Here is a 12,579-nt window from a genome sequence, read left to right on the forward strand (position 1 = left end):
GCTTATTTCCAGTGAATCCCCTGTCCCATCGCTACATGAGCCGCTTCCATCAAGGCTTCGGAAAGCGTCGGATGGGGGTGAATGGCGTGGCCCAGTTCTTCCAGCGTAGCTTCCAGCGACTGCGCCAGTACGCCTTCCGATACCAGATCGGTAGCATGGGGTCCGACAATATGGACACCCAGGATTTCGCCATACTTGGCATCGCATACTACTTTGACAAAGCCTTCGGTATCGCCGTAAGCCATCGCTTTACCGCTGGCCTTAAAGGGGAATTTACCTACTTTAATAGCCTGATATTTTTCCTTGGCTTCGGCTTCGCTGATCCCGACCCAGGCTACTTCCGGACTGGTGTAGATGCAGGAAGGAATGATTTTATCCGAGTAGTGGGAGTTCATGCCGGCGGCGTTTTCGGCGGCCACAATGCCCTGGGCCGAAGCCACATGAGCCAATTGGATCTTGCTGGCAATATCGCCGATAGCATACACGCCGGGAAGCTTGGTTTCCATTTTTTCATTGACCGGAATGCCTTTTTTCTCATGAATGCCCAAGCCTTCGATACCGGTAAAGTTAGCCGCCCGGCCGGTAGACACCAGTACATTCTCACCCTCTGCTGTATGAAGCGCACCTTCAAACTCATATTCCACGGCCAGTGCACTGGCCGTTTTGCTGATCTTGTTGACCTTAGCGTTGGTGAAGATAGTTACACCCTGTTTTTTCAGGGAAGCCACCAATACGTCCACCACTTCTTTGTCAGCCATCGGCAGAATACGGGGCAGCATTTCGATAATAGTTACCTTGGCGCCGAAGGTCTGCATCATATAGGCAAATTCCAAGCCAATAACACCGCCGCCGATAATGACCAGCGACTGCGGTACCTTGCCCAGTTCCAGCGCTTCATTGCTGGTGATGACCCCCGGATTGTCCGCACCGGGAATAGGCGGCAGAAAGGGAGTCGAACCGGTAGCGATAATCAGTTTTTCGGTCGAAATCTTTTTCACACCGTCTTTTTGGGTGATCTCCAGTTGGTTAGGAGTAAGGGCTTTGCCTTCCCCGTTAAATACATCCACCTTATTGGCTTGCAGCAAGCCCTTGATGCCGCCGACCAATCCTTTTACGATGCGGTCCTTGCGGGCAAATACGGCTTTCATATCACTGGTAACGTTGGAGGCGGCAATGCCAAACTCGCCAGCCTTTTTGATTGTTTCATAGACTTCGGCACTCCGCAGCAGAGCTTTAGTCGGAATGCAGCCCCGGTTGAGGCAGGTCCCGCCAAGGGAATCCTTCTCGATCAAGGCCGTCTTCAGACCGCACTGTGCCGCCCGGATAGCAGCCACATAGCCGCCCGGTCCGCCGCCCAAAACAACCACCTGATAGTCGGTCTTGCCGGCAGCGGCAGGCGCTGCCGGGGCCGCCGGAGCGGCTTGTGGTGCTGTCTGCGGCGCCGCGCCAACCTGTTCGCCGGCCTGGCCGATATAGGCAATCGGTTTATTCACTTCAATCACAGCCCCCTCCGGCGCCAATAGAGCCAGCACCTGGCCGGTAGCCGGAGCTTCCACTTCCATATTGACCTTGTCGGTCATGATTTCCAGCAGGATTTCGCCTTCCTTTACCTGTTCGCCGACCTGCTTGAACCATTTTACAATGGTCCCTTCTTCCATGGTCATGCCCAGCTTGGGCATTAACAATTCTGTTGCCATTGCCATTCCTCCATTGTTAGATAAGTTGGAGATAATCTTCCAGCAGTTCTCTGATGCGTCCCAGGAATTTAGCGGCTTCCGCGCCGTCTACCACCCGGTGGTCAAAGGACAGCGACAGGGAAATCCGTGGCTGAATAACAATCTCACCATCTTTCACAGCCGGTTTATCCAGCATGCGGCCTACACCCAGAATGGCAATTTCCGGTTTATTGATGATCGGGGTAAAGGTATCAATACCAAACATCCCTAAATTGGACACGGTAAAAGTGCCGCCGGACATTTCATCAGGCGCCAGTTTTCCGTCTCTGGCCCGTGCGGCCAAACCTTTGGTCGCCTGGGCAATTTGTTCGACAGTTAATGTATCGGCATTCTTGATGACCGGAACAACCAATCCGTTCGGGATAGCAACAGCCATACCTACATTAACCTCTTCGCAAGCTTCCACGCCATCGGGGTAGAAACGGGAGTTGATCGTCGGGTTTTCCCGCAGTGCCTTGGCTACTACTTTGATAATAAGATCGTTATAGGACGGCTTGAGACCGGTCCGTTTTTCAATGCCGGGAATAATCTGCTTTCTAAGAGCTACCATGCCGCTCATATCGGCTTCAGTGTTTAGAGTGACATGCGGAGCTTCCCAGGCCTCAGCCATATTTTTGGCAATCGCCTTGCGCAGACCAGCCAGCGGTTTACGATTGGCTTTTGCTGCCGGTTTTTGCGCAGCAGCCGGCGTAGTGACAGCGGCTTCCACATCGGCTTTCATAATCTTGCCGCCAATGCCTGTGCCGGTAACGGCTGCCAGATCAACGCCCTTGTCCTGGGCGATCTTCTGCGCCAGCGGGCTGGCTTTAAAGTTTTTTACATCTTTTTCAATGATTCTGCCGCCCGGTCCGGTCGGCGGCACCTGGCGCAGATCAATATGTTCTTCCCGGGCAACCCGTTTGGCTGCCGGGCTGGCTTTTATCTTGCCTTCCACACCAACCGCAGCCGTAGTTACCGGCGCAGCCGGTGCTGCCGCTGCCACCGAAGTTTGAGCTGGCGCCGGAGCTGCCGGTGCCGCTGCCGTACCGACTTTTTCACCGGGCTGCCCGATATAGGCAATCGGCGTATTTACCGCGACAATATCGCCCTCAGCCGCCAATATGGCCAACACTTCGCCGGTAGCCGGCGCTTCCACTTCCATATTGACTTTGTCCGTCATGATTTCCAGCAGGACTTCGCCTTCAGCGACTTTGTCTCCCACCTGTTTAGACCATTTCACAATGGTTCCCTCTTCCATGGTCATGCCCAGTTTGGGCATCAACAACTCTGCTGCCATGCTAACTCCTCCTGTTTATACAATTTCCCGGACGGCTTTTACAATATCGTCGACCTGCGGTACCGCGCTTTTTTCCAGCTCCATGCAGTACGGAATAGGCACGTTTTTACCGGCTACCCGTTTGATCGGTGCATCCAGATAATCAAAAGCTTCGCTGTCCATAATTTCAGCGGCTACTTCCCCGCCGAAACCGCCGCGTTTGCAAGCTTCATGAACAATGATCAGTTTGCCTGTTTTAATCACCGATTTAACCAATGTTTCTTTATCGAACGGCACCAGGGTGCGCGGATCAATGACCTCTACGTCAATGCCTTCTTTAGCCAGCAGCTCGGCCGCTTCCAGCGAACGGTGCACCATAATGCCGGTGGCCAGAATGGTTACATCCTTGCCCTGCCGTTTTACGTCGGCTACACCGAAGGGAATGGTATATTCGCCTTCCGGCACCTCGCCTTTGCGGTTATAACAGGTTTTGGTTTCAATGAATACGACCGGATTGTCGTCGCGGACAGCGGTTTTGAGCAAGCCTTTTACATCATAAGGAGTCGTGGCCATGACCACCTTTAAGCCCGGCACATGAACCAGCCAGTTTTCCAGGCTCTGCGAATGCTGTGCTGCCGCACCGGTTCCCGAACCGCCCGGCAGACGAAGCACCATGGGAACTTTGGCCTTGCCGCCAAACATATATCTCATTTTGGCCGCCTGGTTAACCAAGGAATCCATCGCAATCGTAATAAAATCACTGAACATGATTTCGGCAATCGGCCGCATGCCTGTGACGGCAGCGCCGGCAGCCGCACCGGAAATAGCCGCTTCCGAAATCGGCGTATCCCGCACACGCTCCTCGCCAAATTCATCCAGCATACCCAGCGACACACCGAAGGCGCCGCCATAAATGCCCACGTCCTCGCCCATCAGAAAGACCGTCTCGTCACGGCGCATTTCTTCCTGCATGGCCTGTCTTACAGCCTCTTTATATGTGATTACTGCCATTATCTATACACTCCTTTACGCGTATACGTCTTCTTCTAACGTTTCAATACCGGGATAGGAACCGGCCTGAGCAAATGCTACAGCCTGAGCAATGTCTTCTTTTGCCGCGGCGGTTATAACATCCAGTTCTTCTCTGGTAGCCACTTTGTTTTCCATTAAGTATTTTTCAAAAGCCTTGATGGGGCACTTGGTTTTCCATTCTTCAATCTCTTCTTTCGTGCGATACCGGTTGGCATCACTCTTGGAATGGCCCAGCCAACGATAGGTAAGACCTTCCACAATCGACGGTCCTTCGCCTCTTCTGGCCCGTTCCACCGCTTCCAAAGTGGCTTCATATACTTTCAATACATCATTGCCCGGTACGGTGACACCCGGCATACCATAGGCAGCGGCCCGGCTGGCTACGGTTTCCACATTCATGCTTCGTTCAGTGGACATAGACATGCCATATTTATTATTAGTGCACATAAAGACAACCGGCAGCTTCCAGATGGAAGCCAGGTTCAGTGCTTCATGAAAGGAACCCTCGTTGCTGGCGCCATCACCGAAGTAACAAAGCACTACCTTGCCGGTCTTTTTCATTTGCTGAGTCATCGCCGCGCCGGCTGCAATAGCAAAACCGCCGCCAACGACACCATTAGCCCCCAGATTGCCTTTTTCCAGGTCGGCAATATGCATGGAGCCGCCTTTACCCTTGCAGTAACCGTTGGATTTACCCATCAGCTCAGCCATCATTAAATTCACATCAGCATCTTTCCCGATACACTCACCATGACCACGGTGGGTGCTGGTAATCAAATCATCCTCGCGCAACGCCCCGGTGGAACCGATGGCAAAGGCCTCCTGGCCGATAGACAAGTGCGTCGTACCATGAATCATGCCTTTGGCAAAAAACGCGTCTACCTGGGATTCAAAAAAACGCGTATGCAGCATTTTTTTGTACCATTTTAACAAAGTCTCTTTCTCTACTTTCATTCCTGTTCCCTCCTATAAATGTTTTGGTTCCAAGTCATGCATATATGCTCTTGGCAGGCCACCCCTTTCGGCATAGCACATTCGCCAGAGCACATATGCATCATCAATTGCACATTTGTTCATTTTTATTCAAAAAAAATTACCTACACCATTCAGACAAAAAACATATTACTGCCGAGCCAGCCGCAATACTTCCTGGGCCGTCACTTCATCGGTGACCAGCGTATTCATGCAGCCGCCGCGAATGGCTCCCAAAATTGCCACAGCCTTATTACAGCCTGTAGCCAGACAGATTTTGTGGGGAATCCGTTTAATATCCTCAAACGGTACGGATATCACCCTGTCACTGACAAAGGAATGGATCGGATTGCCGTTGACATCATAAAACCAGCCCAGCAGATTGCCGGCCGCACCCATATCCCGCAATTTTGCCATCTCGGTTACGGTCAGCGCATTACTGATAACCAGCGAACCGTCATCACTAACATCGCCAACACCAAACAACGCTTTGGTGCAACTGGTGGCCTTGGTCAAAACCCGTTTGACACCTTCATCACTTAGCAGAGCTTTTTTGATTTCCGGCGTATCCATCATGGCCGGTGTGTTCAGCCATACCCCGCTGGCATGCAGCCGGCGGGCTATTTGCTTGACAATCTCCTCCGGATTGATGATTTCACTGCTGTTGAGTCCACCCATGAGTTGTACAACGGTAATATTAAGCGGCTTTTTCAGCCCCAGGAATTTCCCCACTTCATACAGGGAAGACCCCCAGGCAATACCTACAACATCACCATCTGTCAGGATATTTTCCAGGTAACCGGCACAGGCTTTACCAGCGCCTTCCTTGGTGACGGCATCACTATTGCCGGCCGGGACAACCACCGTTTCCAAAAAGGGGAACCGGTCTTTCAAGGCTTGTTCAGTGTCCAGACAGGCACGATACTCCGAGGCAATATGGATTTCAACAATGCCCGTATTCTTTGCCTTGGCCAGGCAACGAGTGATCTTGGTTCGGGAGAAGTTCAGCTTTGCCGCAATTTCTCCCTGCGTCATATCCTGCACATAATACATCCAGGCAATTCTGGTTAGCAAAGACTTTTCCATACTACTGTCCATATATCAGTCTCCTCTTTGAACATATGCGCGGGTATTGTGTCGTTTGTTCATCTTTCTACTGTTATCATAAGCCCTATCTTTAAGTCTGTCAATATCCTTGACCGGTTATTCTCAGATAATTCATGAAAAAAACAGCCTTTATTATTCTACTCTTAGTGGACCGCCTACTTTGGAAACGCAAATGAATTCGCGGGGATTTTTTCGTAAGGCAAGGCGGAGGAGGCGCGCATATCGGATATATGTAAGCTGAAGACAACAAAGCATTACGGAAAGATCCGTGAAGTAATTGTGATTTCAGAGTAGACGGTCCACTAATTTAATTGCAATTAAAACAATGGACCGATTTCAACTTTCTAATCTCTTCACAGGCAGCCTCGACATGGCTTGCTTCATCCAGTCCTGCCGCTTCCTCCAGACCGCAGAGCACCTGGCAATGCCAGAGCAGGCTTGTTTTGTACTGGTGGTAAATATCCTCCGATACGGCCAATACCTCGGCCAAATCGTCAAACAACTCCATAATGGAAACAATCGCCCCGTAGGACTGCAGTTTTTCTATTTCATTCTGGGTCTGTATACTGCCAATAATAGTTTCCATTTTCTTAGTGCATAAATTGACATTCATTGCAATCTCTCCTACGTTTTGTAATGGAAGAACCCCGAAGGCCCATTTTTACTATTTCCACGTATTCACTGCCTTCCCTGCTTTGCCCGAAAATACCGTTTTTCGCGCTTTGAGCGACACAACATAAAAAAGCGAGCCTTCCCACCTACTAAGGAGGAAAGGTTCGCTTCTAACAGGTTAACAAATCTAAAACAAACTGGCCGCCGCCCAAGCTGCCGCGTCGGCTAATGGGCCGGGGTACACACCGAGCAGCAGGGTTGCAATCAGACTGAGGGCCGCCGCCCATTTAAGTGAAGAACCAACCTCCAGACGTCTCCCGTCAGCGGGCTCTCCCCAGTACATAACCTTGGCAACCAGTAGATAGTAATATACCGAGATCATCGACATAACAAAGCCCAGCAAGGCCAGCCACAGATAGCCCCGTTCGACGACAGCCAGAAACAGGTATAGCTTTCCGGCAAACCCCGCCATCGGCGGAATGCCGGCCATCGACAGCAACGAAACGGTCATTACCACCGCCAGAAACGGCGATTTCTGACTTAGCCCGGCAAAAGCCGCCATATCCTCCGAACCCGAATGGAGCTTAACTACCGTAATGACGGCAAAGGCGCCCACATTGGCAAACACGTAGAGCAGGCTATAAAAGAGTATTCCCTTGACGCCGGCCTGATCGGCTGCCACCAGGCCACACAGCAGATAGCCGGCCTGGGCAATGGAGGAATAGGCCAGCAGCCGTTTGATATTGTGTTGGTTCATGGCGATCACATTGCCGGCAATCATACTCAGTACGGCCAACAGAGCAGCAATCGCCACCCAGCCGTCAGCCAGCGCCGGTAATGCCTGGATGAGCAGACGCAGCAAGACGGCAAAGGCAGCCACTTTGGAGCACATGGCCAAGAGTGCCGTCACCGGCAGCGGCGCCCCTTCGTAAATATCCGGCGACCACATATGAAAAGGCACGGCGGCGATTTTAAAGCCCAGACCGATAACCAGCATGGCCATACCGCCCAGCATGGCCGGTGACGGGTCTACAGCCTGAAAGATTTTGACAAACTGGACACTGCCGGTATAGCCATAGACCAGACTGGCGCCGTATAAGAGCACCGCCGTCGAAGCGGCGCTTAAGATCAGATACTTGGCGCCCGCTTCACTGGAGCGCATATCCCGGAAATGGTAACCCACCAGAATGTAAAAGCTGATATTCATGACTCCCATCCCGACAATCAGGGTAATCAGGTCATTGGCCGAAGCCATCAGCATCATTCCCAATACGCTGAACACGATCAGGGCGTAAAATTCACCGCTATAGCGAGGCAGACGCTCGATCAGGTCAAAGGAAAAGAGCAGCGTCAAAGCCACGGCAAGTAAGAATAGCGCCTTTAGAAATACGGCATAACCGTCGACGGTATACAAATTGACGTAAAAGGCGCCGCTTGCTTCCTGCTGACCCAGCAAAACCGCCAGAATGCCAAGCAATCCAAATACAGCCAAATAGCCAAGACTGCGACGGGTTTCCTTCCCCGGCAGCAACAAATCAAGCACCACCAGAAACATCGCCAGACAAGCCGTTAATAGCTCAGGTACGATTAGAGAAAAATTCATCGCCAGATCACTCCCCATAGTGCAGGCGCATCTTGAAGGCTTGCCAAGAGTGGCAGCATCGTCGAAACTTCACTGCTTATTTTTTGCATCAACAGGTTCGGGAAGAGGCCAAAGGCTACCAACACGGCCCCCAGGACGAAGAGCGGCACCAATTCCGCGCCGCGGGCGTCCCGGTACCGGTCAAATTCGGGCCGCCGCGGACCAAACAGTACATTGGCCAACAGCCTGAGCACATAAAGCGCGGTAAAGACAATACCTGCAATAGCCAGTACGGCACATACCGGATATCGGCCGAAACTTCCGACAAAAATGGTAAACTCCGGCACAAAGCCAATCAGACCGGGCAAGCCCAACGAGGCCATGCCAGCCAGCATAAAGCCGGTAGCCACCCGAGGCATCTGATGGGCCAAACCGCCCAGACCATCCATTTCCCGAATATGGGTCTTCTCATAGACATAGCCGATCATGGCAAAAAACAGGGCACTCATGATACCATGGGCAAACATGTTGGCGATGGCGCCGCTAATACCGGTGCCGTTTAACGCCGCAATGCCGATTAAGACATAGCCCATATGGGATACCGAAGAATAGCCGACAACATATTTCAAATCCTTCTGCGCCAGAGCGATAAAGGCGGCATAGAGAACATTGACCACCGCCAGACCGGCAATCAGCGGCGCCCAGAACTTCAAGCCCAGCGGCAGTACCAGGAGGCCGATGCGGATTAAGCCATAGCCGCCGATCTTTTTCAACACGCCGGCGTGAATCATCGACACTGCCGTTGGCGCCCCGGCATAGCCGTCAGGCGACCAACTGTGGAAGGGCCACATGGAGAGCAGCGAACCAAAACCCAGGAGCAACAGGAAAAAGGTAAAAATCTGAAACTCCTCCGACAAATGCCCCAGTTGGTGGGCCTGGGCTAATAGCTCCATGCTAAAGGTGCGCGCCCCGGCCGGAAAGGCGTTTAGATAGAGAGCCACCACTCCGACCAGCATGAACGCCGAGCCAATCAACAGGTAAATCGTCAGCTTCATCCCGGCGTATTCTTTGCTGACCCGCTTGGTGGAGCCCCAGATAATGACCATAATGTAGATCGGAATGACCACCAGTTCATAAAACAGGAGAAAGATGAATAAATCCCGGACAATGAACGTACCGGTTACACCGGCCAGCAAAATCAGCAGCAGAACAAAAAATTCCTTAGGCCGCTGTTCCAGATTCCAGGAGGCAAAAACGGCGGAAAACCCGATCAGGGCGGTCAGCAGCAAAAACGGCAGCGACATACCATCCACACCTACGGCATAGTTGACACCGAGATCGGCAATCCAGGGAATGTTTTGGGTAAATTGCATGCCGCCAACAGCAAAATCATACGCCCCATAGGCATAGACAGCCAATACGGCCACAGCCCCCATAATCACCGCAGCAACCACTTTAATGGCTTTTTCCGCCAACGGCGGCAGGCAGGACAGCAGCAAAGCGCCAAGGATGGGCAGCAGTAAAATCGTTGTCAGTATGGGAAACTCATTCATCGTACTCCCCCTCCAATCCAGGCCATAGCCAGCGAGTGGCCCGCGTAAGTAATCCATAACAGGATAACCAGGGCAGCGCCAAAAAAGACCAGGGCGTAGTGCTGCAATTGACCGGTTTCGGTACGCCGCAGCACGGCGCCACTCGCCCGGACGGTCGAGGCAAGCAGATTGACCAGTCCGTCGACCAGATGAATGTCGACCCAGGCCAGCAACCGGCCAAAACCGTTAACAATGTGCCGGTTCAGCCAGGCATAGGCTTCGTCGATATAAAATTTATGATAACTCAACTGATATAACAGTTCCAGCCGGTCCCGCACCTGATAGGGTTTGATCACACCAGCCCCGTAGATGCTCCAGGCCAGCGCGATGGCAACCACAGCCACCAGCATCGATGTGCCGGCTACCAGCCAATTGACCGGCGCCGTATGGGCTTCGCCGAAATAAATCCAGTGGCCAAAGCCGGCCGCATGTCCCAGATAACCACCTATGACAGACAAAGTACCAAGCACCAGCAAGGGCAGCAACATGGCCGGCCCCGACTCATGTGCATGATTTTCCGGTTTTGGTTCGCCGAAAAAGGCGACAAATAACAGCCGGGCCATGTAGAAGGCGGTCAGGAAAGCGGTCACCACCGCAATCAAGTAAAGCGGTGTACTGACAGCATAGGCGGCCGCCAAAATTTCATCCTTGGAATAAAAGCCGGCAAAAGGCGGAATACCGGCAATAGCGATCACCCCGACAGCCATTGCGGCAAAGGTGAACGGCATCTGACGCCGCAGGCCTCCCATTTTGAAAATATCCGCCGTATCGTGCAGCGCATGCAGCACCGAACCGGCCGCCAGAAACATCAGTGCTTTGAAAAAAGCATGGGTCATCAGATGAAACATGGAGGCCGTCAGACTGCCTACCCCAAGGGCCAGCATCATATAGCCGAGCTGACTGATGGTCGAATAAGCCAGTATTCGCTTCATTTCCCGCTGTGTCACGGCAATGACGGCGGCAAACAGGGCGGTAAACGCACCGACCCAGGCAATCACTGTCAGCGCCGCCGGCAAGGTGTGAAACAGCACATAGGCACGGGCAATCAGATACACCCCGGCCACCACCATAGTGGCCGCATGAATGAGAGCGGACACAGGCGTCGGCCCTTCCATGGCATCAGGCAGCCAGACATGGAGCGGAAACTGACCGGATTTGCCGACAGGCCCGATAAAGATCAGGAGGGCCACCACCGTTAACAGTGCGCTCCCTTCCTGCGCCACATAAGCGGGAATGGCCAGCCCCAGTTTGGCAAAGTCCAGCGTCCCGAAGATAAGCTGCAGTAGCAATATGCCGAGCAACAGACCGAAATCGCCGATTCGCGTGGTCATAAAGGCCTTCTTGGCCGCCTCCCGGGCGGAAACCTTATGAAAATAATAGCCAATCAAGAGGTAAGAGCATAAGCCCACCAGTTCCCAGAAGACATACATCTGGATAAAATTAGCGGCAATCACCAGCCCCAGCATGGAGGCGGCAAATAAAGACAGGAAAGAATAAAACCGGGCAAAGCCGGGATCACCGGCCATATAGCCTAGTGAATAGATCTGCACCAGCAGCGACACCAATGTCACCACACAGAGCATCATGGCCGTCAGCGGGTCCAGATATACCCCCATATCGGCCGACAAGCCAGGCACCGAAAACCACGAAGCCTTATAGATAAGCGGCTGCGCCATAGTAATCCGGCCATCGGCCATCCCGCCGGCCACCCCCAGCGCCAGCAGCAGACTGCCGGTACTGGCAATAATGGCAGTCCAAGCGGCAGCATAGGGGATACGGCGCAGCAAGGTCCCGCCAAGCAGGAAAGCAATGGCCGGCAACAGCGGTATCAGCCAGGCATGGGCCAACGCATAGCTACTCATCATCCAACACCCCTCTCTACCACTTCATCCCGTTTAATTTAGTTGCGTCAATACCGGCACGGTCCCGGTAAATGCGAAATACCAGCGCCAGCCCGACAGCTACTTCCGCTGCCGCCAGGGCTATATTGAAAATAGCAAACACCTGTCCGTCGGGACGATCGGGAGCCACAAACCGCGCAAAGGCAATCAGGTTGATATTGACGGCGTTCAGCATCAGTTCAATACTCATCAATAAGGCAATTACATTTCGCTTGCTCAATAAGCCGTACAGACCGATGCCGAACAGCAGCGCGCCGACAGCCAGAAAATGTTCCAGTCCAATCATCGCTCATCCGCTCCTTTAGCCAGGATAATGGCCCCCAGCATGGCGGCCAGGAGCAAGACGGCCGCCGCCTCAAAGGCCAGCATGTAGTCGCCCAGCATCAGTGTGGCCAAGAGGGGCACCGCGTTTAGGGCAGCGGCAGCGGCACTGTGCTTCCAGGGCGTAGCCGTCACCAGCACCAGCAGCATACCGGTAAACAGTACGCTGACCACGGCGGCGCTCCAGCGCAGCCGGCCCGGCGGGTTGCTGTCCTGCATGTCGCCGCGCACGGTCAGCATAATACCGATAACCACCATGATTGCCACGGCGCCGCTATAGACCAAAATCTGCACGGCAGCCAGATATTCTGCCTGCAGCAGGATATATAACCCCGCCACACCGATAAAAGAAAGAGCCAATAGCAGCGCGCTGTGCACCAGATTGCGCTTGACGACAACACCCAGCCCGGCTCCCAGCGTAAGCAGTGATAATAGATAAAAGGCCGCCGTATAGGTCAAGTCCTGCATG

11 protein-coding genes are annotated in these 12,579 nt (G+C 53.0%); all 11 read right to left on the minus strand.

Annotation, left to right across the window (positions count from 1 at the left end; genetic code table 11):
- Positions 1-2 precede the first annotated feature (2 nt).
- Positions 3-1,697, minus strand: a complete 1,695-nt coding sequence (lpdA, locus tag BMW43_RS03945) for a dihydrolipoyl dehydrogenase (RefSeq protein ID WP_245732215.1) — start codon at positions 1,695-1,697, stop codon at positions 3-5.
- A gap of 16 nt (positions 1,698-1,713) precedes the next feature.
- Positions 1,714-3,012 carry a dihydrolipoamide acetyltransferase family protein gene (locus BMW43_RS03950; RefSeq protein WP_091744106.1) on the minus strand — a complete coding sequence of 433 codons (1,299 nt, stop codon included), beginning with the start codon at positions 3,010-3,012 and terminating at the stop codon, positions 1,714-1,716.
- A gap of 15 nt (positions 3,013-3,027) precedes the next feature.
- Positions 3,028-4,002, minus strand: coding sequence for an alpha-ketoacid dehydrogenase subunit beta (locus BMW43_RS03955; protein WP_091744107.1), 975 nt, complete (start codon positions 4,000-4,002; stop codon positions 3,028-3,030).
- A 15-nt stretch (positions 4,003-4,017) separates the two neighbouring features.
- The gene (locus BMW43_RS03960; protein WP_091744108.1) at positions 4,018-4,977 is read right to left on the minus strand and encodes a thiamine pyrophosphate-dependent dehydrogenase E1 component subunit alpha; all 960 of its coding nucleotides are present in this window, start codon (positions 4,975-4,977) and stop codon (positions 4,018-4,020) included.
- 168 nt (positions 4,978-5,145) lie between these two features.
- Positions 5,146-6,093, minus strand: coding sequence for a sugar-binding transcriptional regulator (locus BMW43_RS03965; protein WP_091744109.1), 948 nt, complete (start codon positions 6,091-6,093; stop codon positions 5,146-5,148).
- A 316-nt stretch (positions 6,094-6,409) separates the two neighbouring features.
- Positions 6,410-6,715 (minus strand): hypothetical protein, encoded by a 306-nt coding sequence (locus tag BMW43_RS03970; RefSeq protein WP_091744110.1) that lies wholly within the window; start codon positions 6,713-6,715, stop codon positions 6,410-6,412.
- A gap of 186 nt (positions 6,716-6,901) precedes the next feature.
- Positions 6,902-8,317, minus strand: coding sequence for an NADH-quinone oxidoreductase subunit N (locus tag BMW43_RS03975; RefSeq protein WP_091744111.1), 1,416 nt, complete (start codon positions 8,315-8,317; stop codon positions 6,902-6,904).
- Positions 8,314-9,849 carry a complex I subunit 4 family protein gene (locus BMW43_RS03980; RefSeq protein ID WP_091744112.1) on the minus strand — a complete coding sequence of 512 codons (1,536 nt, stop codon included), beginning with the start codon at positions 9,847-9,849 and terminating at the stop codon, positions 8,314-8,316. The genes BMW43_RS03975 and BMW43_RS03980 overlap by 4 nt, the downstream gene beginning before the upstream one ends.
- A complete protein-coding gene (nuoL, locus tag BMW43_RS03985; protein WP_091744113.1) occupies positions 9,846-11,753 on the minus strand; it encodes an NADH-quinone oxidoreductase subunit L in 1,908 nt (635 codons plus the stop codon). The genes BMW43_RS03980 and nuoL overlap by 4 nt, the downstream gene beginning before the upstream one ends.
- A 13-nt stretch (positions 11,754-11,766) precedes the next feature.
- Entirely contained in the window at positions 11,767-12,075 is a 309-nt protein-coding gene (gene nuoK / locus BMW43_RS03990; protein WP_091744114.1) for an NADH-quinone oxidoreductase subunit NuoK, read from the minus strand.
- The gene (locus tag BMW43_RS03995; protein ID WP_091744115.1) at positions 12,072-12,578 is read right to left on the minus strand and encodes an NADH-quinone oxidoreductase subunit J family protein; all 507 of its coding nucleotides are present in this window, start codon (positions 12,576-12,578) and stop codon (positions 12,072-12,074) included. The genes nuoK and BMW43_RS03995 overlap by 4 nt, the downstream gene beginning before the upstream one ends.
- Position 12,579 lies beyond the last annotated feature (1 nt).

It is taken from the genome of Propionispora vibrioides (genome assembly GCF_900110485.1).
Taxonomy (GTDB): Bacteria; Bacillota; Negativicutes; order Propionisporales; family Propionisporaceae; genus Propionispora; species Propionispora vibrioides.

Coding starts and splice junctions, on each gene's coding strand:
- BMW43_RS03975 (WP_091744111.1), bottom strand. CDS start 8,317: ATGAATTTTTCTCTAATCGTACCTGAGCTATTAACGGCTTGTCTGGCG.
- BMW43_RS03980 (WP_091744112.1), bottom strand. CDS start 9,849: ATGAATGAGTTTCCCATACTGACAACGATTTTACTGCTGCCCATCCTT.
- nuoK (WP_091744114.1), bottom strand. CDS start 12,075: ATGATTGGACTGGAACATTTTCTGGCTGTCGGCGCGCTGCTGTTCGGC.
- nuoL (WP_091744113.1), bottom strand. CDS start 11,753: ATGATGAGTAGCTATGCGTTGGCCCATGCCTGGCTGATACCGCTGTTG.
- BMW43_RS03955 (WP_091744107.1), bottom strand. CDS start 4,002: ATGGCAGTAATCACATATAAAGAGGCTGTAAGACAGGCCATGCAGGAA.
- BMW43_RS03965 (WP_091744109.1), bottom strand. CDS start 6,093: ATGGACAGTAGTATGGAAAAGTCTTTGCTAACCAGAATTGCCTGGATG.
- lpdA (WP_245732215.1), bottom strand. CDS start 1,697: ATGGCAACAGAATTGTTAATGCCCAAGCTGGGCATGACCATGGAAGAA.
- BMW43_RS03970 (WP_091744110.1), bottom strand. CDS start 6,715: ATGAATGTCAATTTATGCACTAAGAAAATGGAAACTATTATTGGCAGT.
- BMW43_RS03960 (WP_091744108.1), bottom strand. CDS start 4,977: ATGAAAGTAGAGAAAGAGACTTTGTTAAAATGGTACAAAAAAATGCTG.
- BMW43_RS03950 (WP_091744106.1), bottom strand. CDS start 3,012: ATGGCAGCAGAGTTGTTGATGCCCAAACTGGGCATGACCATGGAAGAG.
- BMW43_RS03995 (WP_091744115.1), bottom strand. CDS start 12,578: ATGCAGGACTTGACCTATACGGCGGCCTTTTATCTATTATCACTGCTT.